Origin of the sequence: Parasphingopyxis sp., assembly GCF_052168295.1 — a bacterium.
Classification (GTDB): domain Bacteria; phylum Pseudomonadota; class Alphaproteobacteria; order Sphingomonadales; family Sphingomonadaceae; genus Parasphingopyxis.
Map to the genome: position 1 here is coordinate 18107 of NZ_JBQLZN010000075.1, position 25463 is coordinate 43569.

At 63.5% G+C, this 25463-nt stretch carries 20 protein-coding genes; 6 read left to right on the forward strand and 14 right to left on the reverse strand.

Going from position 1 to position 25463, the window contains the following annotated elements:
* Positions 1-5: 5 nt before the first annotated feature.
* Genes ACTS1Z_RS11875 through ACTS1Z_RS11885 form a run of 3 tightly spaced genes read right to left on the reverse strand, consistent with a single transcriptional unit; the run spans position 6 to position 4151 of the window.
* Positions 6-860 carry a 4-(cytidine 5'-diphospho)-2-C-methyl-D-erythritol kinase gene (locus tag ACTS1Z_RS11875; RefSeq protein ID WP_442624677.1) on the reverse strand — a complete coding sequence of 285 codons (855 nt, stop codon included), beginning with the start codon at positions 858-860 and terminating at the stop codon, positions 6-8.
* Positions 860-2467 (reverse strand): tetratricopeptide repeat protein, encoded by a 1608-nt coding sequence (locus tag ACTS1Z_RS11880; RefSeq protein WP_442624678.1) that lies wholly within the window; start codon positions 2465-2467, stop codon positions 860-862. The genes ACTS1Z_RS11875 and ACTS1Z_RS11880 overlap by 1 nt, the downstream gene beginning before the upstream one ends.
* 31 nt (positions 2468-2498) lie before the next feature.
* Positions 2499-4151: an electron transfer flavoprotein-ubiquinone oxidoreductase gene (locus ACTS1Z_RS11885; protein WP_442624679.1), complete on the reverse strand. Its 1653-nt coding sequence runs from the start codon at positions 4149-4151 to the stop codon at positions 2499-2501.
* 113 nt (positions 4152-4264) lie between these two features.
* On the opposite strand from ACTS1Z_RS11885, the gene ACTS1Z_RS11890 reads away from it, so the two are divergent.
* Genes ACTS1Z_RS11890 through moaB form a run of 3 tightly spaced genes read left to right on the forward strand, consistent with a single transcriptional unit; the run spans position 4265 to position 7285 of the window.
* Entirely contained in the window at positions 4265-5011 is a 747-nt protein-coding gene (locus ACTS1Z_RS11890) for a uracil-DNA glycosylase family protein (RefSeq protein WP_442624680.1), read from the forward strand.
* A complete protein-coding gene (locus ACTS1Z_RS11895; RefSeq protein WP_442624681.1) occupies positions 5008-6768 on the forward strand; it encodes a lytic transglycosylase domain-containing protein in 1761 nt (586 codons plus the stop codon). Before ACTS1Z_RS11890 ends, ACTS1Z_RS11895 begins: the two co-directional genes overlap by 4 nt.
* The gene (gene moaB, locus ACTS1Z_RS11900; protein WP_442624682.1) at positions 6758-7285 is read left to right on the forward strand and encodes a molybdenum cofactor biosynthesis protein B; all 528 of its coding nucleotides are present in this window, start codon (positions 6758-6760) and stop codon (positions 7283-7285) included. Before ACTS1Z_RS11895 ends, moaB begins: the two co-directional genes overlap by 11 nt.
* On the opposite strand, the gene ACTS1Z_RS11905 is transcribed toward moaB, so the two are convergent.
* Positions 7282-8064 carry a hypothetical protein gene (locus ACTS1Z_RS11905; protein ID WP_442624683.1) on the reverse strand — a complete coding sequence of 261 codons (783 nt, stop codon included), beginning with the start codon at positions 8062-8064 and terminating at the stop codon, positions 7282-7284. The two genes, moaB and ACTS1Z_RS11905, sit on opposite strands and share 4 nt — an antisense overlap.
* Before the next feature lie 59 nt (positions 8065-8123).
* On the opposite strand from ACTS1Z_RS11905, the gene ACTS1Z_RS11910 reads away from it, so the two are divergent.
* On the forward strand, positions 8124-9197 hold the full coding sequence (locus ACTS1Z_RS11910; RefSeq protein ID WP_442624684.1) for a PA0069 family radical SAM protein: 1074 nt from the start codon (positions 8124-8126) through the stop codon (positions 9195-9197).
* Between the two features lie 6 nt (positions 9198-9203).
* On the opposite strand, the gene ACTS1Z_RS11915 is transcribed toward ACTS1Z_RS11910, so the two are convergent.
* The 7 genes from ACTS1Z_RS11915 to proS form a co-directional block, all read right to left on the reverse strand.
* Positions 9204-9938 carry a class I SAM-dependent methyltransferase gene (locus ACTS1Z_RS11915; protein ID WP_442624685.1) on the reverse strand — a complete coding sequence of 245 codons (735 nt, stop codon included), beginning with the start codon at positions 9936-9938 and terminating at the stop codon, positions 9204-9206.
* Positions 9939-9962: 24 nt separating this feature from the next.
* On the reverse strand, positions 9963-11561 hold the full coding sequence (locus tag ACTS1Z_RS11920) for a long-chain fatty acid--CoA ligase (RefSeq protein WP_442624698.1): 1599 nt from the start codon (positions 11559-11561) through the stop codon (positions 9963-9965).
* Positions 11562-11649: 88 nt separating this feature from the next.
* The gene (gene dnaE, locus ACTS1Z_RS11925; protein WP_442624686.1) at positions 11650-15180 is read right to left on the reverse strand and encodes a DNA polymerase III subunit alpha; all 3531 of its coding nucleotides are present in this window, start codon (positions 15178-15180) and stop codon (positions 11650-11652) included.
* Positions 15181-15243: 63 nt separating this feature from the next.
* Positions 15244-15720 carry a glutathione peroxidase gene (locus ACTS1Z_RS11930; RefSeq protein WP_442624687.1) on the reverse strand — a complete coding sequence of 159 codons (477 nt, stop codon included), beginning with the start codon at positions 15718-15720 and terminating at the stop codon, positions 15244-15246.
* Complete coding sequence (locus ACTS1Z_RS11935) at positions 15717-16403, reverse strand: ABC transporter ATP-binding protein (RefSeq protein ID WP_442624688.1); 687 nt, start codon at positions 16401-16403, stop codon at positions 15717-15719. The genes ACTS1Z_RS11930 and ACTS1Z_RS11935 overlap by 4 nt, the downstream gene beginning before the upstream one ends.
* Positions 16396-17646: a lipoprotein-releasing ABC transporter permease subunit gene (locus ACTS1Z_RS11940; protein ID WP_442624689.1), complete on the reverse strand. Its 1251-nt coding sequence runs from the start codon at positions 17644-17646 to the stop codon at positions 16396-16398. Before ACTS1Z_RS11940 ends, ACTS1Z_RS11935 begins: the two co-directional genes overlap by 8 nt.
* Entirely contained in the window at positions 17643-18962 is a 1320-nt protein-coding gene (proS, locus tag ACTS1Z_RS11945) for a proline--tRNA ligase (protein ID WP_442624699.1), read from the reverse strand. Before proS ends, ACTS1Z_RS11940 begins: the two co-directional genes overlap by 4 nt.
* Before the next feature lie 441 nt (positions 18963-19403).
* On the opposite strand from proS, the gene ACTS1Z_RS11950 reads away from it, so the two are divergent.
* The gene (locus tag ACTS1Z_RS11950) at positions 19404-20912 is read left to right on the forward strand and encodes an MFS transporter (RefSeq protein ID WP_442624690.1); all 1509 of its coding nucleotides are present in this window, start codon (positions 19404-19406) and stop codon (positions 20910-20912) included.
* An 11-nt stretch (positions 20913-20923) separates the two neighbouring features.
* Positions 20924-21964 carry a glutathione S-transferase C-terminal domain-containing protein gene (locus ACTS1Z_RS11955; RefSeq protein WP_442624691.1) on the forward strand — a complete coding sequence of 347 codons (1041 nt, stop codon included), beginning with the start codon at positions 20924-20926 and terminating at the stop codon, positions 21962-21964.
* Here ACTS1Z_RS11955 and ACTS1Z_RS11960 read toward each other — a convergent pair.
* From ACTS1Z_RS11960 to ACTS1Z_RS11970, 3 genes are all read right to left on the reverse strand, one after another.
* Positions 21961-23040 carry a DUF2855 family protein gene (locus tag ACTS1Z_RS11960; protein WP_442624692.1) on the reverse strand — a complete coding sequence of 360 codons (1080 nt, stop codon included), beginning with the start codon at positions 23038-23040 and terminating at the stop codon, positions 21961-21963. The genes ACTS1Z_RS11955 and ACTS1Z_RS11960 overlap by 4 nt on opposite strands.
* A gap of 51 nt (positions 23041-23091) precedes the next feature.
* The gene (locus tag ACTS1Z_RS11965) at positions 23092-23793 is read right to left on the reverse strand and encodes a Crp/Fnr family transcriptional regulator (protein ID WP_442624693.1); all 702 of its coding nucleotides are present in this window, start codon (positions 23791-23793) and stop codon (positions 23092-23094) included.
* Positions 23794-23844: 51 nt separating this feature from the next.
* Positions 23845-25463: CTP synthase (locus tag ACTS1Z_RS11970; protein ID WP_442624694.1), on the reverse strand; the 1619-nt coding region annotated here is incomplete at its 5' end.

Here is a 25463-nt window from a genome sequence, read left to right on the forward strand (position 1 = left end):
GTCGCTCATCTGAGCGTCGACGGCATCGTCCACCACCCGCCATGCGCATCGGCGATCGCCCGCGCGGCGGAATCGCGCGCTTCGACGCTTTCAAACAGCGCGAAACAGGTAGCGCCGGACCCCGACATGCGGACGAATTGCGCACTCGGCGCGGCAACCAAGACATCGAGAACGGCACCGATTTCGGGCGCGATAGCCCGGGCCGGCGCTTCGAGATCGTTGCGCCACGCCGCGTCGAGCTCCAGAGGCTCGGCCACGTCAAGCGGTCCCCGATCCGCACCGTCCCAGGCCGCGAACACGGGGCCGGTTTCAACGGCTATGCGCGGATTGACGAGCAAAACCGGCGTACCGGCCCATTCACTGCTCTCAATCGGCTGAAGTTCGTCGCCCCGGCCCGCACCATAGCAGGTCTGCGACAGCAGGCAGGCCGGTACATCGGCGCCCAATTCTGCGGCGATAGCGTGCAGCATCTCCCGATCGATCGTCAGACCCCATAGCCTCGTCAGCAGACGCAATGTCGCAGCCGCATCGCCCGAGCCGCCGCCGACGCCGGACGCCAGCGGCAAATTCTTGGTGAGATGCAGTACAGCGCCAGCTTCGACATCGGCCACCTGCCGCAAAGCGTCAGCCGCGCGCAGAACGAGATTGTCCGGCCCATCGGACAGGGCATCGCCGAACGGCCCGTCGATCGTCAGTGCCAGGCCGTCAGCGGGCTCGGCGCGCAACTCGTCGCCATCTTTGCAAAAGGCGAACAGCGTTTCGATGCGGTGATAGCCGTCCGGCAGGCGTGCGCGGACATGCAGGGCGAGATTGATCTTGGCATATGCGGTCTCCAGCAATGACCCACCGGGGCCCGCCATCAGGGGGATGCAGTCTCGGCGGTCAGCCCGATATCGAGCTTCTGCCGGATGCGCGCGGCCGCCTCGTCGTCTGCCGATACGAGCGCGGCTTGCCAGGCAAAGCGCGCGTCGCGCCGGCGGCCGGCGGTCCAATAGGCATCGCCCAGATGCTCGTTGATCGTCGGCTCGGCCGGTTCGCCGCGCGCCGCGCGTTCGAGCGTCGGGATAGCGCGCTCCAGATCGCCCTGGATGTAATAGACCCAGCCGAGCGAATCCGTGATCGAGGCGCTGTCCGGACTGAGCTCGCTCGCGCGCCGGATCAGGTCCTCCGCAGTTTCAAGGTCTTCGCGTCGTTCGAGCAACGCATAGCCGAGATAGTTGAGCGCGATCGGCTGGTTCGGGGCGAGTTCCACCGCGCGTTCTAGCGCCGGCCGCGATTCGTCCCAGCGATCCGCATCAAGCAGCGCGCCGCCATAGAGCAGCCATGCGCTCCACGGCGCATCGTCGCCGCCAGCAAGCGTGACGGCGCGGCCATAAGCCTCCGCCGCCTCGTCATAAAGATCGAGCGCGGCATAGCGTTCGCCATAGCGCTGCCAATCGGCGGCAGTCGCATTGCGCGCCTCGGCCCGCTCGCGCGCCAGCTCCAGCGCGGCCTGTGGCTCGTCCGTCTCGGCGAGCAGTTGCACCCGCATATCCTGCACGTCCGAATAGAAGGGATCGCGATTGCCGACCCCGTCCAGCGCCAGCAGCGCGGCCTGTTCCTGATCGGCCTGGTTGAGGATGCCGCTCGTAACGAACCAGCCGACCGAGTTATCGGGCGCGATGAACGTCGCGAACCGGCTGACCGTGAGCGCGAGGGCGGAGGCGTTCTGGCGGTTGATATCGGCGGCCAAACGCACGAACAGCTCGCCGATACCGTCGGCGGCGCTGTCGATCGCACCGGGCAGCGAACGCCGGCGCTCGATCACGGCCCGCGCCGTCCGTTCTGCCCGACTGTCTCCGGGCAGGAACGCCAAAGCTTCGTCGCGGCGCCGGGCTTGAACAAGCCGCGCGGCCGCGGCGAGGCGCAGCCGCAGGAACCGCGGCGGCCCGACATCGTTCAGCGCCAGCGTCGCCGTTATACCTTCCTCGTAACGGCCCATGGCAAGCAGGAGCAGCGCCCGATGCTCGCGCTCATAAATGCTGGGGCTGGATTCCTCGCTCTCGGCATCGAGAATGGCGAGCGGATCGGTATCGTCCGCGCCGAACGCAATCCAGGCGCGCATCACGGGCGCAAGCGACGAGAACAGCCCCTGTTCTTCGATACGATCGACCACGCGACGCGCTTCGCCCCAATCGCCGTCCTCGAGCGCTTCGATCAAAAACAGCAGTTCGCCGTCCGGCGGCAGCGCGTTGGCGGCTTGCAGCGACTGCGCCGCTCTTAGCGCGAGGTTCCGGTCCCCTGCGGCCACTGCGCGGCGATAAGCGCGGGCCGCCAGCGTTTCGTCGAACGGCGCGCCGGACAATGCGGAGGCATAACCCTCCGCCGCGACGCCGATCTGTCCCGATGCATCGGCGACGCGGGCGCGCGCATAGTCGGACAGCGGATTGCTGGCTTCGGCGGCTCCCGAAACCGCGAGAACCGGCACCAGAAAAAGGGCCGCACGCCCGGCGACACGCTTACATATTGGGATAGTTCGGTCCTCCACCGCCTTCGGGCACGACCCAGTTTATGTTCTGGGTCGGGTCCTTGATGTCGCAGGTCTTGCAATGGACGCAATTCTGCGCGTTGATCTGGAACTTCGGATTGCCCTGCTCATCTTCGACGAACTCGTAGACGCCGGCCGGGCAATAACGCTGGGACGGTCCCGCATAAAGCGGCAGATTGTGCGCGACGGGCACATCGGGATCCTTCAGCGTCAGATGGACCGGCTGGTCTTCCTCATGGTTGGTATTCGACAGAAAGACCGACGACAGCCGATCGAACGTAATCACGCCGTCGGGCTTGGGATATTCGATCTTCTTCACCTGATCGGCGCGCCACAGGCTCTCATGATCGGGATGATGGCTCATGGTGAACGGCATGCGGATGCCCAGATGCTCGGCCCACATCGTCACGCCGGACAGCAGCGTGCCGGTGAAATTGCCGTACTTCTCGACGAGCGGCAGCGTGTTGCGGACCTTGCGCAGCTCCTTGTAGACCCAGCTGTTCTCATAGGCGTGCTCATAAGCGGTCAATTCATCGCCAGCGCGCTCCGCCTGCACGGCATCGAACGCGGCGTCAGCAGCCATCATGCCGGTCTTCATCGCGGTGTGGCTACCCTTGATCCGCGGCACGTTCACGAAACCGGCCGAACAGCCGATCAGCGCGCCGCCCGGGAAAGAGAGCTTGGGCACCGACTGCCAGCCGCCATCGTTGATCGCGCGCGCGCCATAGGAAACGCGCTTGCCGCCTTCGAGGATTTCGCGGATCGCCGGATGGGTTTTCCAGCGCTGCATTTCCTCGAACGGCGAAATCCAGGGGTTGGCATAGTTGAGCCAGGTAACGAAACCGAGCGCCACCTGCCCATTCTCCTGATGATAGAGGAACCCGCCGCCATTGGCTTCGTCGAGCGGCCAGCCCTGCGTGTGGATCACCCGGCCCGGCACATGTTTGTCGGGCTCGATATCCCAGAGCTCTTTTATACCGAGCCCATAGACTTGCGGCTCGGAGTTCGCATCGAGTTCGAACTGTTTGATGAGCTGTTTGGAGAGGTGCCCGCGGACCCCTTCGGCGAAGAAGGTGTATTTCGCGTGGAGTTCCATGCCCGGCATGTAATCGGGCTTTTTGGAGCCGTCGCGCGCGATACCCATATCGCCGGTCGCGACGCCCTTGACCGAACCGTCCTCGTTGAACAGCACTTCCGCGGCCGCAAAACCGGGAAAAATCTCGACGCCCATGGCTTCCGCGCGCCCTGCAAGCCAGCGGCAGAAATTGCCGAGGCTGACCGTATAGGTGCCCTTGTTGTTCATGAAAGACGGCATCAGAAGGTGCGGAAATTCGCGCTTTTTATCCTTCGTCAGTATCCAGTGATGATTCTCGGTGACCGGGACCGTCAGCGGCGCATCGTCGAAATCGCGCCAGTCGGGGAACAGCTCGTCGAGTGCCTTGGGATCGACGACCGCGCCCGACAGGATGTGCGCGCCGATCTCGCTCCCCTTTTCGAGGATGCAGACCGAAATCTCCTTGCCCGCCTCTTCGGCGCGCTGTTTGAGCCGGATCGCGGCGGAGAGGCCCGCTGGGCCGCCACCGACGATAACGACGTCATAAGGCATGGACTCCCGTTCGGACATGGTCTCGCATTCTCCTTCAACAGGCCGCTTCGCGCTCATATCGTCGCGGCCAGCAACCAATCTGTCAGATAGTCCCTGCCCGGCGATTGACCAAGCCGTCAACCTTCGACTCTATGGCCATCCAAGGAAAACGGGGGCAGACCATTAGCAGCGACGTCGACAATCTGGTTTCCTGGTGGCGCGAGGCGGGGGTCGACACGATCGTCGGCGACGATCCGCGTAGCTGGCTCGAAGAACCGAAAAAGCCGAGCACAGCGCCCGCAGCGGCAAAGCCGGCAGCTGCGCCCGCACCGGCGGCCAGCCTCGCCGATATGCCGTCCGACCTTGCAGGGTTTCGCCAATGGCTGCTGTCGAGCGAAACCCTGGACGCACCGGTATCCGACCGGCTCGACGCGATCGGCGATCCGGCAGGCGGCCTCATGATCCTGGTCGACATGCCCGAGCAGGACGATCGCGATGCGAGAGGGCTTTTGTCGGGCACAACCGGGCAATTGCTCGACCGGATGCTGGCCGCCATCGGCCGTGATCGGGCATCGACCTATATCGCGCCCCTCTCCCCCGCCCGGATAGCAGGCGGCGCGATCGACGAAAAAACGCGCGAAACGCTCGCAACCATCGCCCGCCATCATGTCGCGCTCGCCGCCCCAACGCGGCTGTTAACCATGGGCGACGCGCCGAGCCGTGTGTTTTGCGGGTCCGGTCTCGATGAAAGTCGTGGAACGCAACACATTTTTAACCATGATGGCGGCACTGTGTCGGTGACCGCCACTTTTCATCCGCGGTTCCTGCTCCGGCAGCCGCGCTTCAAGGCGCAAAGCTGGAAGGACCTGCAGATGCTGATCGAAGGAATGACCGCGTGAAACTGAAGCTGTTTGCCGTCACTGCCCTGCTATCGGCCTCCGCCACGCCCGCACTTGCGGACAATGCCAGCCTGCCCAACCTTCCACTGGCCGGCGCCCATTCGGAAATCGATTCCGTTCTGACGCGCAGCGAGCGCGAGGCCTATCGCCAGATTTTCGCCGATATCCGGAACGGCAACTGGGAAAGCGCCGAGGGCCGGCTCGCCCGCGCGCCGCAAGGCATCCTGCATCCCGTGGCGCGTGCAGAACTGTATCTTGCGGCCGGATCGCCGGAGGTTGAACTGGGGCCGCTTCAGGCGCTGCTGAACGAAGCGCCCGATCTGCCCGACGCCAATCGCATTCTCACCCTCGCGCAAAGCCGCGGTCTGGAACAGGCGCCGGTGCTGCCGCGCGCGCAGACGATGCGCCGTCCCTCCGGCCCTTCGCGCCGGGCCCGCGCACGGCCGGTCAGCGATGATAGCGCGGCGCGCTCGGTGGTTCGCGAGATCCGTCCGCTGATAGTCGCCGACAGCCCGCGCGAAGCCGAAAATATACTCGCGCAGAACCGCGAATCCCTGACCCGCGCCGGCCTCACCGAAGTGCAGCAGCGCGTGGCATGGTCCTATTATCTGACCGGCGACGACCGCAATGCGCAGCGGCTCGCCCGCCAGGCGCGCGCCGGGGTCGGCGACTGGGCCGTACATGGCGACTGGGTCGACGGGCTTGCATCGTGGCGGCTCGGCGATTTCGATGCCGCAGCCGACGCGTTCGCTTCGGTCGGCCGCCGTGCGCCCGACAGCGAAAAACGCGCGGCGGGCCTCTATTGGGCGGCACGCTCCGAAATGGCTGCCGGGCGGCCGGAAAACGTCCAGACATTGCTGCGCACAGCGTCGCTGATGGACGAAACCTTTTACGGACTACTGGCGATGCAGAGCCTCGGCATTTCCGAAGCGCCGCCTCACCGGACCATCCCGTCGCCGACATGGGATACGGTAGCCGCCTTCTCCACGGCGCAGCGCGCCATGGCGCTGGCCGAGATCGGCGAGCGGGACCTGGCCGACGAATTCGTCCGGCACGGCGCGGCGATCGGCAATCCGCAGCATCATGACGCGTGGCTCGATCTCGCGAACCGCCTGCGCCTGCCCAATGCGGAGCTCTGGATCGCGCGCAATGCGCCCGTCTCCTATCACGCATCGTCCCGTGTGCGTTTCCCTGCACCCGGCTACGAGCCGGTCGGCGGATGGCGGGTCGATCGGTCGCTCGTCTATGCCCATGCGTTGCAGGAATCGAATTTCCGGCCCGAAGTGGTCAGCCCCGCCGGCGCGCGCGGCCTGTTGCAGCTAATGCCGGGTACGGCGCGCGACATCGCGCGCGACCGTGGCGAAACCGTCAACGCATCGCGGCTGAACGTGCCCGAGATCAATATCGAGTACGGCCAACACTATATGGAAGAGATGCGCGACTTTTCCGGCATGCAGGGGCTGCTGCCCAAGGTCATCGCGTCCTACAATGCGGGGCCTGGCGCCGTGATGAATTGGGAGGGTCGCCTCCGCGATCGCGGCGATCCGCTGCTCTATATCGAGAGCATCCCTTTCTATGAGACGCGCGGTTATGTGCCGATCGTCCTGCGCAATTACTGGATGTATCAGCGCAATGCCGGCGAGGAATCGACGAGCCTTGCGGCGCTCGCCCAGGGCATGTGGCCGCGCTTCCCGGGCGCGCCGGGCGCCGTGGCCGTACGCCTGTCCGGCCAGGGAGGCGCGCGCATTGCCGATTGACGAGAGCGCGGAATTCAAACCCGTCCGCATCGCCCTGCTGACGGTTTCGGACACGCGCAATCTAGAGCAGGACAGCTCCGGCGATATTCTCGAGCAAAGACTGACCGATGCCGGGCATGTCCTGGCTGCGCGGAAAATTGTGCGCGACGAAATGTCGGAGATCGTTTCGCGCCTGCATGCTTGGATCGACGATCTCGAAGTCGATTGCATCATCACGACCGGCGGGACCGGGTTGACGGGGCGCGACATTACGCCCGAGGCGCTCCAACGGGTGCAGGACAAGGCGATACCCGGCTTTGGCGAGCTGTTCCGGATGCTGAGTCACGACAAGATCGGCACATCGACGATCCAGTCTCGGGCCTGTGGCTGCGTGGCGCGCGGCACCTATATCTTTGCCCTGCCCGGATCGAACGGCGCGGTGAAAGACGGCTGGGACGGCATTCTCGCGACCCAGCTCGACAGCCGCTATCGGCCTTGCAACTTTGTCGAACTCATGCCGCGCCTGCGCGAAGCCTAGCCGACAGGCCGCGAAATCCAGACTTCGCGGATCTCGGCGTCCGGATAGGCGGTTGAGGTTTCGAAATAGGAGCCGTCGCCCTCTACGCCGCGATAGTCGCCGCCATGCTCACCGCCGGGCACGTTCGGTCCTCCGCTTTGCGCTTCGGCATCGGCCGTGCCGGACCGCGCCCGGAACAGAAAATTGGACGGGGCGTCGGCGAAGGACATATATTCGCGCCCCTCATTGTCCCAACTGAAGCCGAAAGTGGGCTCGCCATAGGCTTCCACAGCCGTCGAAACCGGCGTGCCCGGACCCACACCGCTGGCGTCGTTGCAGACGGGACTCGACACGATCACGCTTTCGACAGCCGCTCCGGCCGAATAGCTGTCTTCGGCAAAGGCGATCGCGCAGATCGCATCCTCGCCATCCGAACGCACGCATAATGCGCTCAGATCGACCATGAACAGCGAATGGAAACTGAGCGCCGTCCCTTCCGGAAAGGCCCCGGCGAAATCGCCGAGCGTCGCGGGCAGATCGATGCCGGCGACACGCTGCTCCTCGATCAGGCATTCGGGATCGAAGGCGGCACCGCCCGCCGGGGCCGCACCATCGACCCGCTCGGCACCATCGGCGACGTCCGTATCGAGCATCAGCAATTCGGGCGCGCCGCCCGCATCGGCGCCATCCGCGTCTCCCGCTTCGGCACTCATCTCGTCTTCGCCGTTCGTTTCGGCGTCCGCCGTACAGGCCGCAAGCGTCACTGCCAGGCACACCGTGCCGCTTTGGAAAATTCGCATAGGTCCCTCCTGCAATCGACCTTGCACGGCGGCGATCCTCATGGCAATGTGTTCTTGTTATGTTCTCACGCAAGACCAAGGGCCGCGGCGCCACCGCTAACGCGCCGCCCACACGCTTCAACCTGCCTGACCGGGAGCCGGACGGCGACTGGCTGGATGCGGAAGCGGACATCGATGGTGCACCCCTGCCCCCGAAAACGACGGTCATGATCGAGCGCCCGAAGACGATCATCACCCGAAACGCGTCGCCGGACATCGGGTTCGACCGCTCGCTCAACGCCTATCGCGGCTGCGAGCATGGTTGCATCTATTGCTTCGCGCGACCGACCCATGCGTTTCACGATCTATCGCCCGGCCTCGACTTCGAAACGCGGCTCTTCGCCAAACCCGGCGCGCCGCGCCTGCTGCGCGAGGCGCTGTCCAAACCCGGCTATCGTCCGTCGCCGATCGCGATGGGTACGAACACCGATCCCTACCAGCCGATCGAAGGACGCTACCGGATCACGCGCGACTGTATCGCGATCCTTGCCGAAGCGCGCCATCCGCTGACGATCACGACCAAGTCGGACCGGGTGGTGCATGATATCGACCTGCTGGCGGACATGGCGGCGAATGATTTGGTTGCGGTCGCGGTTTCGGTAACGTCGCTCGATCCGAACGTGCATCGCACGCTTGAGCCACGCGCGCCATCCGCCCGCAAACGGCTTACCGCGATCACTGCGCTAAGCGAGGCCGGCATCCCGACCTATGTGTCCATGTCGCCGATCATCCCGGCAATCACCGATCATGAGATCGAGACGCTGATCGAAACGGCCGCCGAAGCGGGCGCGCAGGCGGCCTTCTTCATCCCTATCCGCCTGCCGCATGAGGTCGCGCCGCTGTTTCGCGCCTGGCTCGATGCCCATTATCCGGAGCGCGCGGGCAAGGTGATGAACATCATCCGCTCGATCCGCCAGGGTCGCGACAACGATCCCAATTATTTCACGCGCATGCGCGCGGCCGGGCCGTGGGGCCAGTTGATCGAAACGCGCTTCGCCAAGGTCTGCCGCAAGCACGGCCTCAATCAGAAGAAGATAATGCTGCGCACCGATCTGTTCCGCCCACCCGCCGGTCCACAGGGGGAGCTTTTCTGAGCCCCGCTAACGCCGTGCGACGACGAGCCGATAGCCCATATCGATCGCGTCCAGATCAAGCAGATCGGCATAGCGCGTCGCCCAGGCGCCGGATTTCAGATCGTCCGCCAGCCGCTCGAGCTTTTCCGTAACATTGTCGATCTTCAAGAAAGTCGAGCTGCCCTTGCGGATCTGCGGATCAAGATAGGCCGATGGGCGGCGCCAATAAGCATAGAGGAAACCGTCGGTACAATCGTGCGGGATCGGAACGGGCTCGATCTCGACCGGCCCGAGCCATTTTTCATATGCGGCCATCTTCGGCATCTGCTGCGCGTCGAGTTCCGCATTTTCCGGCAGATAGTCGAGCAACCAGATGTCGCGAAAATCGGGATCGAAGGTCAGCAACACGACCGGTCCGCGCGTGACCCGGCGCATCTCGCCAAGGCCTTTGGCCTTGTCGGTCCAATGGTGAACGGTCAGGATCGCCATCGACGCATCGAAACTGTCATCGCCGAAAGGCAGGTCTTCGGCGACGCCTTGAACGGCCGGTGCCGCATCGCTGAAACGCTGCCCGATCATTGCGAGCGACGGCTCGACGGCGGTTACCTGCCGGCCGGCCGGCTCATATGAACCCGCACCCGCCCCGACATTGAGGACGGTCTCGGCATCGCCCAATGCTCGTTCGATGGCGGCGGCTATGCGCGGATCGGGTTTGCGCAAATCGGCATAGTCGACGCCGATCTCGTCATAGACGGCCGTCATGGCGACCCATGCCCCCGTTCGCGCTCAGGCCGTTTCCAGCTTGTAATCCTTATATTCGTCGCGCAGCGCGCGCTTCAGGATTTTGCCGGTGGCCGTATGCGGCAGCTCGTCGACGAATTTCACTTCATCGGGTAGCCACCATTTGGCGACCTTGTCCTTCAGGAATTCGACGACATCGTCGGCGCTGACATCCGCGCCCTCTTTCTTTACGATCAGGAGCAGCGGCCGCTCATCCCATTTGGGATGGTAGACGCCGACCGCCGCGGCCTCGGCCACGCCCGGGCATCCGACGGCGGCATTTTCGAGCTCGATCGAGCTGATCCATTCGCCGCCGGACTTGATGACGTCCTTGGCGCGGTCCGTGATCTGCATACAGCCATCGGGGTGGATGACCGCGACATCGCCGGTATCGAACCAATTGTCGTCGCCGACGCATTTGCCGCCGTCGTCCTGGAAATACTGGTCGAGCACCCAGGGGCCGCGCACATGAAGGCTGCCCGAGCTTTCACCATCGCGCGGCAGCTCGTTGCCGTCATCGTCCACCACGCGGATTTCGACGCCGAAGGGCGTGCGGCCCTGCTTGCAGATGATCTCCACCTTCTCGTCGAAGCTGAGCTCATCCCAATGCGGCGGGCGCATGCCGATCGTGCCGATCGGCGAGGTTTCGGTCATGCCCCAGGCGTGGAGGACATAGACGCCCGCATTCATCAGCCGCTCGATCATCGCGCGCGGCGCGGCCGAGCCGCCGATCACGACCATTTCGAGCTTGCCGTAATCGACCGTGTTGGCGTCCATATGCGCGAACATGGCAAGCCAGACGGTCGGCACGCCGGCGGAATGCGTGACGCCCTCTTCGAGCATCAGGTTGTGCAGGACACCGCCATCGTTGGAGGCGGAGAAGACCATTTTCGATCCCGTCACTGCGCAGGCGAAGGGCAGGCCCCAGGCATTGGCGTGAAACATCGGCACGATGGGCAGCATCACCGAGCGCTGCGAGAGGTTCATCGCATCGGGCTGGCCTTCGGTAATCGCGTGAATCACGTTCGAGCGGTGCTCATAGAGTACGCCCTTGGGATTGCCCGTCGTCCCGCTCGTGTAACAGAGCCCGCACGGCTCGCGCTCGTCGCCCTCGACCCACTCATAGTCGCCATCCTCGGCATCGACGAGTTCGCGGAACGTCGGATAATCGCCCTCCCCGTCGAACAGGATGAAATGTTCAATTGTTTTGAGCTGGTCCTTTACGCCTTCGACGATCGGCTCAAACATCTTGTCGAACAGCAGCACTCGATCCTCGGCATGGTTCATGATATAGACGAGCTGTTCGGCGAACAGGCGCGGATTGATGGTGTGGACGACACCGCCCATCCCGCTGATCCCGTACCAGGCCGACAGATGGTGCCCGTGGTTCATGGCGAGCGTGGCGATCCGGTCGCCTTTCTTCATGCCGAGCTTTTCGAGCGCTTGCGAGAATTTGCGCGCATCTTCGGCGATGCCGGCCCAGTTCGAGCGGGTCGTGCTGCCGTCGGCCCAGCGCGTCACGATCTCGCGCGAACCGTGTTCCTTGGCCGCATGATCGATAATGTTGCTGATGCGCAGCGGCGCGTTCTGCATTCCTCCAAGCATGGTCATCCTCTCGATACTGCTGTTTTTCCGCGCACTTTAGCCGAGCGCGGGCAATCGTCCAGCCCCATGGCGCGGAAAACCGCGAAATTCAGGAAACGAGCGCGAGCGGCGGACGCTGTTCGTCGATGGTGCCCGTATCGGGCGCCAGATGTGCTTCGATCACGCCGGGCAATTGCGCGACCTTCTCGCTGATCTCCGCGTCGAGACAGAATTGGCGGCCGAGCACGACCCGCGCAGTACCGCCTTCGGGCAGCGGCGCATTGAACACGACGGTACCCCGCCCGCCCTCATTATCACCGAGCGCTTCGGCGATGGCGGCCAGCGCGCCGGGGTCCGCCACGGAGATCGTCATCATCACCCGTTTGCGGTTGGCGAGTTCCTCGAACGGCTGAAAGCGCTGTACGGTAACGCGCGGCATGTCTTCCCCCGGCTGCCAATCGAGTTCGACGTTGAGGAGACCGCAATTGCCGCTCTTCGCTGCGTCTTCGAGCGCCATGCGCGGGCCGTCGTCGAAGGCGCTGGCGAAGAACTGTCCGGACGCGTCGGACAGCGTTGCGGTTACGAACGGCTTGCCGCGCCGCGACGTGCGCTTGCGGACATTTTCCACCATCCCGGCCATGATCTCGGTCACGCGCCCGCCGGCCGCCGGGGCCGGCATCGCGCAAAAGGTCCCATAGCTCTGCGCGCCATAGGCGTCGGCGAGATGCTTGAAATTGTCGACCGGATGGCCGGAGAAATAGAAGCCGAACGCCTCCTTCTCCTGCGCCATGCGCTCGGCGAGCGGCCAGTGGATTTCCTTCGACAGCCGGATATGCGCAATGTCGCTCTCTCCGCCATCGGCGAACAGACCGCCTTGCCCTGTTTCGCGCGCATCGGCGGCGCTCGAGGCGATGGCGAGGATCGTCTCCGCCGCCGCGAACACGGCCGGGCGATTGACCTCCAAGCCGTCGAACGCGCCCGCGCCCGCGAGGCTTTCGAGCTGGCGCTTGTTGAGCAGGTGCGGATCGACGCGCGCTGCGAAATCGTCGAGGCTGGCGAACTTGCCCTCGGCTTCGCGCTCGGCAACCAACTGCTCCATCGCCTTCTGGCCGACGCCTTTCAGCGCGGCGAGCGCATAGCGCACGGCATGTCCCGCGCCATGCGGCTCGACCGAAAACAGCGCCTCGCTCTCGTTCACGCAGGGCGGCAGGCAGACGATGGGCTCGCCCGTATCATCGTCCCGCGTGCGCCGGATATCTTCGAGGAAAATACCGAGCTTGTCGGTATTGCCCATGTCATAGCACATCGATGCGGCGAAGAATTCGTGCGGGTAATGCGTTTTCAGCCAGGCTGTCTGGTACGCTATCAGCGCATAGGCGGCGGCGTGGCTCTTGTTGAAGCCGTATCCGGCAAACTTGGCGATCAAGTCGAACAGTTCGTTCGCCTTGCCCGACGGGATATCGTTGCGCGCGCATCCCGATACGAAGCGATCGCGCTGTGCATCCATCTCGGCCTGGATCTTCTTGCCCATCGCGCGGCGCAGCAGGTCGGCATCGCCGAGGCTGTAGCCGGCGAGCGTCTTCGCCGCCTCCATCACCTGCTCCTGATAGACGAAGATGCCGTAGGTTTCCTTCAGAATCGGCTCGAGATCGGGATGCGGATATTCGATTTTTTCCGCACCGTTCTTTCGCGCGCCGAACATCGGGATATTGTCCATCGGGCCGGGGCGGTAGAGCGAGACGAGCGCGATGATGTCCTCGAAACAGGTCGGCTTCACGGCGGCCAGCGTCCGCCGCATGCCTTCCGATTCCAGCTGGAATACGCCGACCGTGTTGCCGCTCTGGAGCAGCTTGTAGACCTCGTCATCGTCCCAGCCGAGCCGGTCGAGATCGACGCTGATCCCGCGCTGCGCCAATAGCTGCACGGCCTTTTTTAGGACGGACAACGTCTTCAGCCCGAGAAAGTCGAATTTCACCAGCCCCGCCTTTTCGACATTCTTCATGTCGAACTGGGTGACCGGGATGTCGGAACGCGGATCGCGGTAGAGCGGTACGAGCTTGTCGAGCCGCCGGTCGCCGATGACGACGCCCGCAGCATGGGTCGAGCTGTGGCGCGGCAGACCTTCGAGCTTCATCGCCAGATCGACGAGCTTCTTGACGTCGGCGTCCGTTTTATACTCCGCCTCGAACTCCGAAACGCCGTTGAGCGCGCGTTCCAGGGTCCAGGGATCGGTCGGATGGTTGGGCACCATCTTCGTGAGCCGGTCGACCTGGCCATAGGGCATCTGCAGCACGCGCCCGACATCGCGGAGGACAGCGCGCGATTTCATAGTCCCGAAGGTGATGATCTGGGCCACCTGATCGCGGCCATATTTCTCCTGGACGTAGCGGATGACCTCGCCGCGCCGCGTTTCGCAGAAATCGATGTCGAAATCGGGCATCGACACGCGTTCGGGGTTGAGGAAGCGCTCGAACAGTAGGCCAAGCTCAAGCGGATCGAGATCTGTGATCGTCAGCGCCCAGGCGACGACCGACCCCGCGCCCGACCCGCGCCCTGGACCGACCGGAATCCCCTCCGCCTTGGCCCATTTGATGAAATCGGCAACGATCAGGAAATAGCCGGGAAAGCCCATTTCGATAATGATATCGAGCTCATATTCGAGCCGTTCGAGATAGGGCGCGCGGATGTCGTCGGTCAGCGCGTCGCCATGAATGGCGACGAGGCGTTGCTCAAGCCCCTCGCGCGAATCCTCCCTGAGCTGCGCGGACTCGCCGTCCAGATCGCCGGCGACGCTGGGCAGGATCGGATCGCGTTTCGGCGCGGCATAGGCGCAGCGCTGGGCGATGACGAGCGTGTTGGCAAGCGCCTCGGGCAGGTCGTCGAAGCGCGATTCCATCGCCTCATAGGGCACCATCCAGCCCTCTTCCGGGCTCTGGCGCCGGTCGTCGCTTTCGACATAATTGCTGTCCGCGATACACAGCATCGCATCATGCGCAGCATGGAAATCCTGGCGCTGGAAAAAGGCGGGGTTGGTCGCGACCAATGGCAGATCGCGCGCATAGGCGAGATCGAGCAGCGCCTCCTCGCTCGCCTCCTCGACCGGATCGCCGCGCCGGCTGATCTCGACATAGAGCCGATCCGGGAACAGCGCGATCAGTCGCTCGGCATAGGCGAGCGCCGCCTCGGTCTGCTCCCCTTCGAACAGTCTCGCCAACGCCCCCTCGCCGCCGCCGGTCAGCGCGATCAGGCCGTCGGTGCGGCCTTCCAAGGCTTCGAACGGGACGTGCGGCGGCTCTTCGAGCGGCCGATCCAGATGCGCTTCCGAAACCAACGCGCAGAGATTCCCATATCCCCGCTCGTCTTGCGCGAGCAGCGGGAACCAGTCGATAACGGGGTCTTCGCTGTCCGCGCGGCCGGGCCGGGCGACGGCCAGCAAGGTGCCGATGATCGGCTGCACGCCGGCGTCGAACGCGGCCGCGCAAAAGGGCATGGCCGCATAAAGTCCGTTGCGATCGACGAGCGCTGCCGCCGGAAAACCGAGCTCGCGCGCCCGGGCCGCGATCTTCTTCGGCTGGATCGCGCCTTCGAGCATCGTATAGGCCGAGAAGATACGAAGCGGGACGAAAGGCGCGGCAGACATCCGATCAATATGGGGCGCAGGCGCGATTCGCGAAACGAGAACAAATCATGTCCGGTGGATATGCTAGCCCAGCAGTTCCGCGATATCCTTTTCGATCTGATAGGGCTTGGTCGTCGGCGCATAGCGCTGCACGACATTGCCGTTCGCATCGACGAGGAACTTGGTGAAGTTCCACTTGATCCGGTCGCCCATCAGGCCGCGTTTCTGCTCCCGCAGATGCTCGAACAGCGGGTCGGCATTGCTGCCGTTCACGTCGATCTTGGCGAAAAGCGGGAAAGTCACGTCATAGTTGAGCGTGCAGAAATTCTGGATCTCCTCGGCATCGCCGGGCTCCTGCGCGCCGAACTGGTTGCACGGAAAGGCGAGGATTTCGAACCCGCGATCCTTGTATTTGCGATACAGCTCCTCGAGCCCCGCATATTGCGGCGTGAACCCGCATTTCGAGGCGACGTTGACGATCAGCACCGTCTTGCCCGCATAGTCGGCGAGCTGTTTTTCGGCCCCGTCGGGCAGTTTCACGGCATAGTCATGGACGCTCATGCGGCTTCCCTTTCCAGATGGCCTTCGTGCAGACGATAGACCTGATCGGTCTTTTTCGCGAGCCGTTCGTTATGCGTGGCGATCAGCGCCGCGCTCCCCTCCTCGCGAACCAGCGAGAGAAATTCGCCGAGCACGATATCGGCCGTTGCTTCATCCAGATTGCCCGTCGGCTCGTCCGCCAGCACGAGCGAGGGCCGATTGGCGAGGGCACGGCCGACGGCAACGCGCTGCTGCTCGCCCCCCGACAGTTGAGAGGGACGATGATCGAGCCGATGGCCGAGACCGAGCCGGTCGAGCAGCGAAACGGCGCGATCTTCCGCTTCATCCGGCATCGCGCCCCGGATGAGCTGCGGAATGATCACATTTTCCTTTGCCGAGAAATCGGGCAGCAGATGATGGAACTGGTAGACGAAACCCAGATGATCGCGCCGCAGCCGGGTGCGCGCGTCATTCTCAAGATTGCCCGCCTGTTCGCCGTCGATGGCGATCGATCCGCTGAAGCCGCCTTCGAGCAGCCCGACCGCCTGCAGCATCGTCGACTTGCCCGATCCCGAAGGACCAAGCAGCGCAACGATCTCGCCCCTGCGGATCGTGATATCGACGCCGCGCAACACTTCAATGGTCACGCCGCCCTGTTCGAAGCTCCGCGCGAGATTGCGGACTTCGAGAACCGCCTCACTCATAGCGCAGCACCTGCACCGGATCGGTGCTCGCCGCCTTGAAGGCCGGGTAGAGCGTGAAGATGAAGGCCGAACCGAGCGCGAGGCCAACGATCGCCAATATTTCGAAAGGGTCGGTGCGTGCGGGCAGTTCGGTGATGAACCGCACCGATGGGTCCCAGAGATTCTGCCCGGTTATGGTCTGCACGAAATTCACGACATTCTGGCGGAAGTGCAGCAGTAGGAAACCGAGGCCGAGCCCCGCCAGCGTACCCAAAGTGCTCGTCGTCATGCCGATGGTCAGGAAGATTTTCATCATCGAGCGGCGGGACGCGCCCATCGTCCGCATGATCGCAATGTCCCGTTTCTTGGCCCGCACGAGCATGATCAGCGAGGAGAGGATGTTGAACACGGCGACAAGGATGATCAGCGAGAGCACCCAGAACATCACGACACGCTCGATCGCCAGCGCGTCGAAAAGCTGACTGTTCATCTCGCGCCAGTCGGTCAGCACGCCCTGCCCCGCATAGTTGCGGGCGATCGGCTCCAATATCGCGCCGACATTTTCAGGATCGGTCGTGTCGAACTCGATCATGCCCACCGCGTCTTCGAGCAGCAGCAGCGTCTGCGCATCCTCCATCGGCATCAACACGAACGCCTTGTCGAAATCATAGACTCCGACCTCGAAGATGGCTGCCACTTCATAGGATACGATCCGCGGTACCGTGCCGAACGGCGTCGAACGCCCCTGTGGCGAAATCAGGCTGATCTGCCCGCCGGTCACCGCGCCGAGCGCCGTCGCGAGGCGCGAGCCGATCGCCACCCGGCTGCTCCCCGGCGTCAGGCGCTCCATATCGCCGGCCACGATATTCTCGTTGATTGTCTCGTTCGCGCGAATGTCCTCGACGCGCATGCCGCGCGCGAGCACACCTTCGACGCGGCCGTCATAGCTCGCCATCAGCGGCTGTTCGATCAGCGGTGTCGCGGACACCACGCCCTCGGTCTGCCGCGATTCTTCGAGGATTTCGCGCCAGTCCGGCAGGCGGCCGCCATAGCCCTGCATGACCGCATGACCGTTCAGCCCGACAATCTTGTCGAACAGGTCCGCACGGAAACCGTTCATCACGCTCATCACGACGACCAGCGCCATCACGCCGAGCATGACCGCGACGAAGCTGATCGACGCGACTACGAAGATGAACCGCTCGCCCTTTCCGGGCAGCAGATAGCGTTTTGCGATCATCCGCTCATGGCGGGACAAGATCATGCAAGCTTCTCCAACGCGACTTCGGGAGAGACTTCCATACGCTCGCCGGTTGAACGACGCTTTAACTCGACCACGCCGTTTTTCAGTCCACGGGGTCCGACGATCAGCTGCCAGGGTAGCCCGATCACGTCCATCGTCGCGAATTTCGCGCCGCCCCGCTCGTCGCGATCGTCGTACAGGACTTCGACGCCCGCGGCTTCGAGCTTCGCATAGAGATCGTCAGCCGCCGAAACGCAGGCGTCGTCGTCTGCCCGCATATTGATGAGGCCGACCTTGTACGGCGCGACCGCCTCGGGCCAGATGATGCCATCATCGTCATGGCTCGCCTCAATGATAGCCCCGGCCAATCGCGAGACGCCGACGCCATAGCTGCCCATGACAGGCGTCACCATCGATCCGTCCTTGCCCGAAACCTTGAGGCCCATGGCCTTCGAATATTTGTCGCCGAAGAAGAAGATATGACCGACCTCGACGCCGCGCGACCGGAGTAGATCGTCCCCCATCTCGGCTTCGCGCGCTTCGTCGCGCTTCTCGTCGGTCGCCGCATATTCGGCCGTCATGCTGTCGACGAAGGCTTGCAGCGCTTCGGTTTCTTCCACATCGACGTTGTAATCTTCGGCCGAGCGCGCCTCTTCCCAGCTCTTGTGGAAGAAGACCTCGCTCTCGCCCGAGGGCGCGAGGATGATGAATTCATGGCTGAGATCGCCGCCGATCGGCCCGGTATCGGCCTGCATCGGAATGGCGCGCAGACCCATCCGCGCAAAGGTGCGCAAGTACGCGACGAACTGCTTGTTGTAGCTGACCCGGCCGCCCGCTTCGTCGAGATCGAAGCTGTAGGCATCCTTCATCAGGAATTCGCGGCCGCGCATTACGCCGAAGCGCGGGCGGATCTCGTCACGGAACTTCCACTGGATGTGGTAGAGCATCTTCGGGAGATCCCGATAGCTGCGCGCGCCATCCTTGAAGATCGCCGTGATCATTTCCTCGTTGGTCGGGCCGTAGAGCAGGTCCCGCCCCTGCCGATCCTCGATCCGCAGCATTTCCGGGCCATAAGCGTCGTAGCGCCCGCTCTCGCGCCACAGATCGGCGGACTGCAGGGTCGGCATCAGCATCTCGGCCGCGCCGATCCGATCCTGTTCCTCGCGGACAATCTGTTCGATCTTGCGAAGCACGCGATGGCCGAGCGGCAGCCAGGCATAGATGCCGGCAGAGGTCTGACGCACGAGCCCCGCGCGCAGCATCAGCTTGTGGCTGATAATTTCCGCATCGGCGGGCGTTTCCTTGGTAACAGGCAGAAAATAGCGGGACAGGCGCATGATGATGAGGTCCGAAAATGGGCCGATATTATTGCGGGTCTCTAGGGTGCATACCCGGCTGCCGCAAGCATCAACGCCGGTGCGGCGCTGTTGCGCCGACGTCACAGCCATAAACTTATTGTGGCGGAAATGCGGCTAGACCGATGACAAGAGCCAGAGTCTTAGCTTAGCACCCTCTGCATAGATCACGTGCCTATGGCCGTGGTTCAGGGAGGTTCCCCGCTGCACGCCTTGAGGGGAAGGCAAAGTGCGCGAACCGGGAGCCATCAAAAAGGGGGCGAACGACTGTTCGTCACGTTTGTGCCCGGACCTTCGCGGTCCGGGCACTTTCGTTTCCAGCGATCATACGAACGCCGACCGCGTCGATCCGATGGCGATTGCCAGCGCCGCTTGCTGGCCCCATAGTGCCGGAAAACAGAACGACACGAGAGAGATGCGCCTATGAAGGAGCCGCCTGCCTCGGGCCAGTTGGCCCAGGAACGCGAACTGTTGCAACCGGCCCCTGCCGATGGCGGCACCTCGAAAAAACTCTCGCTCGGCACGAAGCTCGCCTACGGATTCGGATCGGTCGCCTATGGCGTGAAGGATGGCGGCCTCAAATATTTCCTCCTGCTTTTCTACGCGCAGGTCGTCGGCGTCGATGCGCGTCTCGTCAGCTTGGCGATCCTCATCGCGCTGATTTCCGATGCTTTCAGCGACCCGATCGTCGGCTATTGGTCGGACAATTTCCGCTCGCGATGGGGCCGCCGCCATCCCTTCATGTATATCGCGGCGATCCCGATATCGGTCAGCTATTACTTCATCTGGAACCCGCCGACGGGCTGGAGCGAAACGGCGCTCTTCTGGTACATCGTGGTCCTCGCGATCATCATCCGCACCTTCATCACCTTTTTCGAAACGCCCAACACCGCGCTCACGCCCGAGCTGACGCAGGACTATGACGAGCGCAGTTCGCTGCTCGGCTTCCGCTATTATTTCGGCTGGACCGGCGGCAACGCGATGACGGTCATCAATTTCGCGATGATCTTCCCGGCCTTCTCGACGGTCGCGATACCGAACGGCCAGTTCAATCCGGAGGCCTATTCGCTCTACAGCATGATCGCCTCCGGGCTGATCTTTACCGCGATCATGGTCTCGGCGGTCGGGACTCATGCACGCATCCCCTATCTGCAGGCCCCGCCGCCGAAGCGCGAGCTGACGCTCGGCAAGATTTTCCGCGAGATATTCGAAACCCTCTCCAGCCGCTCCTTCCTCGCGCTCTTTGTCGCCGCGCTGCTCGCCTTCACCGCCAGCGGTCTCGCGGCCGGCCTCGCCTTTTATTTCGGCACCTATTTCTGGGGCTTCAGTCCGCAGCAGCTCGGCGCGATAACTTTCGGCGTATTCGTATCGGCGATCATCGGTGCGATATTGGCGCCGATCGTAACGCGTAAGTTCGGCAAGAAACGAGGCGCGATCACGATCGGCCTGATCGCCTTTCTCGGCGCACCGATGCCGATCTTCCTCAGGCTGATCGGCGTGCTGCCGGGCAATGAGTCGCCCTTCATTTTCTGGTTCTACCTGATCGCCAACACGATCGATGTCGGCCTGATCATCTGTTACCAGATCCTCGCGGCATCGATGATCGCCGATCTCGTCGAACAGGCCGAGGTGAAGACCGGGCGGCGATCCGAGGGTCTTTTCTTCGCCGCCTCCACATTCATGCGCAAATGGGGCGAAGGGCTCGGTATCGTCCTCGCCGGTTTCGTCCTCGCCGGAGTCGGCCTCGCGACGGGCGCGGCACAGGGCGAGGTGCCCGAAGACACGCTTTGGGATCTCGGCGCGGTCTACGTGCCGACGATCTTAGCGCTGTGGATGGCGATGATCGGCTTTATCAGTTTCTACAGCCTCGACCGCAGCGGCCATGAGAGAAATTTGCGCGAACTGGCCCGCCGCCGCGGCGCGGAAAGCTGAGGGGCGGTTCCATGACCGACGCGGCAATTCCCGAACGCATCGAACTGATGGGCGCGCCGGGCTCGCCCTATACGCGCAAGATGGTCGCCTATCTGCGCTATCGCCATATCCCCTATGCGATGCGATGGGGCGGGATGATGGGCGCGCCCGAAGGCTATCCCAAACCCAAGGTCCGGCTGATGCCGACCTTCTTCTTTCGCGACATGAACGGCGCGCTCGAAGCGGTCGTGGATTCGACGCCGATTATCCGCCGGCTCGAGGCTGACATGCCGGGCCGCGCGGCCGTGCCGCCCGATCCCGTCCTCGCCTTCCTCAACTATCTGATCGAGGATTATGCCGACGAGTGGCTGACCAAGGCGATGTTCCACTATCGCTGGGCCTATGAGGCGGATGCCGAGAATGCCGGCCCGCTGCTGATCCACTGGGCGGCGCCAACGCTGCCGCCGGAGGAAGCCGCGAAGATGGCGGAGACCTTCGCGAAACGGCAGATCGACCGCTTGTACGTCGTGGGTTCGAATGATGTGACGGCCGAAACAATTGAGAGCAGTTATGTGCGGCTGCTCGATATTCTCGATGCGCTGATCGGGGGCCAAGGCTATGTGCTCGGCCGCCGTCCGTCCTCCGCCGACTTCGCGCTGTACGGCCAGTTAACGCAGCTCACGATAGTCGATCCGACGCCGGCAGCGCTGGCGGCAAGGAAAAGCCCGCGCGTGCGCGCATGGATTGATCGGGTCGACGATCTCTCCGGCCTCGATGCACAGACCGAGGACTGGGCGGATATCGATATCGGGCACGCCCAGCTCACGCCTCTGTTGACGGAAATCGGGCGCGTGTACACGCCGTTCCTCCTCGCCAATGCACAGGCCGTTCTGGCCGGGGACGAGCAATTCGAGACCGAAATCGACGGGCGGCCCTGGTCGCAACCGACCTTCCCCTATCAGGCGAAATGCCTGCACTGGATCCGCGAGGAATTCGCCGCTCTCTCCCCGGACGACCAGGCGCGCGTCAATGCCGTTCTGGACGGCACCGGCTGCGAACCGCTGCTCGGCTAGAGCGAGAGAATGAACCCGTCGCGCGGGCTGGCATTGCCCGGCAGCAGCGTGGCATAGGTCTCCGACACCGCATCGCCGCCCTCGCGCCGGATCACATCGACCCAGCCCTTGGCATCGCCGATAAACCCGGCCCAGGCCTTGCCAACTTCCCGCGCGAAACCTTCCGGTCCCAGCTCTTCGGTCATCGCCACGACATGATCGGGCGCGAAGAACAGGATCGGCGTCGGCCCCGGTAGTTCCCCGCCCTGCCCGCGCGCATCCCAATGGGTCGCGCCGACAAGGCAGCTATATTTGAGCGCGTCGCCGAAATGGGTGTGGATCGCGGCCAGCGTCTTCCCGTTGCCGGCGAAGTCGACGACGACCGACGGCGTATCGGCATCGAGCTCCCCGACTGCGTCATAGGCGAGCACGCGGTCGTACAGGCCGAGACCTTCGACGAACTCCACATTGCCCGAACCGGTGAGGCCGATCCGCTCGATCTCCGGGCTGCGCGCCTTGGCGACCTGCGCCAGCGCCATGCCCGTCTTGGACGAAGCGCTCGTCATGATCAGCGATTTCGCACCATAATAGTCTTCGCGCCGCATGAACGCCTCGATCAGGAAAGACGTCATGAACAGCGGCTCGAAAAGCGCGCGCTGCGCTTCGAGATCCGGGTTATGGGCCGGATCGGCGGAAAGGCGTCGGTAATTGTTGTAAACGGGGTTCATCGGCTGGCGATGCGCGGCCATGTCCGAAAAGGTGCCATCGGTGACCTTGCCGGGCTCGACGACGACATGGGATGACATCGGGAGATAGCCATAGACCCGCTCGCCAACGGCGATGTCCGGATGGCGCGATTCCGCTACCGTTGCAAAGCCCCAGACCGGAATGCGGCCCCATCCCTCTTCGGCCGGGAAGAAATTCCAATAGGCCATCATCTCGCCCATCACGGCATAGGTGATGTTGTTCGCGGTCAGCGCGAACTTCTCGACCTCTAGCAGCACCTGGCCATCGTCCAGATCGCCGAGATCGGTTTCGGCAATGCGCGTGTCGTCGAGCTTGGCCTTGTTCACTAGGAAATCGGTGCTGGTCGTCATGAGGGGTTCCTGTCCGTTGATATGTGTCCGATGTGCGGGCGCGCGATCGTCTCAGTCGCCCATCGCGGCGATTTCCCATAGCGCTTCGCAATCGATGATGCGGATCTTGCCCTGTTCGAGCTCGATTAGCCCCGCATCGGCCCAGGCCGAGAGCTGGCGGTTGATATTCTCGCGGCTGATGCCGACGAAATTCCCGAGTTCGCTCTGGCTGACATCGATCTTGAGTTTCTGGCTCGCCGCTTCCTCATCGGTCAGCCGCTGCAGATAGCGCGCGAGACGCGGGCCGGCCGAAAAGGCGCGGTCGCTCTCGACGGTCATGTTCATCTGCCTGAGCCGCCGCGCCATTTCCTGCAACATGCTGAGCGCCACGCCCGGATTGTTCGTGATGAAATCCTCGCACTCGGTGCGCGAGAGGCGCATGATGCTGCCATCCTCGACCATGGTGACCGTCGCGGTGCGCTCGCCGCCATCGAGCAAGGCGATCTCGCCGATCACCGTCCCCGGCCCGAGATAATCGAGCACGATCTCCCGTCCATTGGCCGACACCATGTTCACCCGCGCGGTGCCGGTGACGAGAATGATCGCGGAATCGCCGGGGTCGCCCTGATGGATCAGCGTTTCGCGCTTCGCCGCGAATTCGAGCTTGGTGCGCGCGAGGAGGTCATCGAGCTGTTCGGCGTCGCAGGCGGCCAGCAGCGAGCCTTCCGGCAATATCGCCAGCAGGTCCTGCGCCTTCATCCGATCGACTGCCATGTATCCCTCCCATCGCAAAGGTGAGAGGCCTCTATGCCGTATCCGGACGTATCAGACCAGACGGGACTGGCGCACCGCCGCCTCGATGAAGCTCGCGAACAGCGGATGCGGATCGAAGGGGCGGGATTTGAGCTCGGGATGGAACTGCACGCCGACGAACCAGTCATGGTCCGGCCGTTCGACAATCTCGGGCAAGCGGCCGTCAGGCGACATGCCGGAAAAGACGAGACCGCCCTTTTGCAGCGAATCCATATAGGCGGTGTTGACCTCGTAACGGTGGCGGTGGCGTTCGCTGATTTCTGTCGCGCCGCCGTAAATGCTGGACACATGGCTATTGCCGTCGAGCTTCGCGTCATAGGCGCCCAGCCGCATCGTGCCGCCCAGATCGCCGCCTTCTTCGCGCTGCTGAATGCCTTCTTCGGACATCCATTCGGTGATGAGGCCAACCACCGGCTCCGGCGTGTCGCCGAATTCGGTGGAGGAGGCACTGGCGACGCCCGCATCGCGCATACCCTCGATACAGGCCATCTGCATGCCGAAGCAGATGCCGAAATAGGGCACGTTGCGTTCGCGCGCGAAGCGCACCGACGAAATCTTGCCCTCGGCTCCCCGCTCGCCGAACGCACCGGGCACCAGAATACCGTGCAGCGGCTCGAGCTGCGCCGCGATATCGGCGTCTTCCTCCTCGAAGATCTCGGCGTCGATCCAGTTGATATTGACCTTTACCCGATTGGCGATGCCGCCATGGACAAGCGCTTCGTTGAGCGACTTGTAGGCGTCCTGCAGCCCGACATATTTGCCGACCACGCCGATCGTCACCTCGCCTTCCGGGTTTTCGAGCCGGTCGTTGATATCGACCCATTTGGCGAGATCGGGCTCGGCGGCATCCTCGATGCCGAAGGCGCGGAGCACCTCGTCGTCGAGCCCCGCTTCATGATAGGTCAGCGGTACGGCATAGATGCTCGGCGCATCGAGCGCCGGGATGACCGCGCTTTTGCGCACGTTGCAGAAGGCCGCGATCTTCGCGCGCTCATCGTCCGGCAAAGGCTGTTCGCAGCGGCAGACCAGCACTTCGGGCTGGATACCGAGCGAGGTCAGCTCGCGCACGCTATGCTGCGTCGGCTTGGTCTTCAGCTCGCCGGCGGCCGCGATGAACGGCACGAGCGTCGTATGGATCGAGACAGATTGCCCGCGCCCCAGCTCGTTCCTGAGCTGCCGGATCGCCTCCATGAAGGGCAGGCTCTCGATATCGCCGACCGTGCCGCCAATCTCGCAGATCACGAAATCGAGATCGCCAAGATCGCTTTTCGCGAAATCCTTGATCGCATCGGTCACGTGCGGGATCACCTGCACGGTCGCGCCGAGATAATCGCCGCGCCGCTCCTTGGTGATGATGGTCTGATAGATACGCCCAGAGGTGACATTGTCGCTCTGCCGCGCCGAAACACCGGTGAAGCGCTCATAATGGCCGAGATCGAGATCGGTCTCGGCCCCGTCGTCCGTCACATAGACTTCGCCATGCTGATAGGGCGACATCGTGCCCGGATCGACATTGAGATAGGGATCGAATTTCCGGATGCGGACCTTGTAGCCGCGCGCCTGCAGCAATGCCGCCAGGCTTGCCGCCATGAGACCCTTGCCGAGCGAGGAAACCACGCCGCCGGTGACAA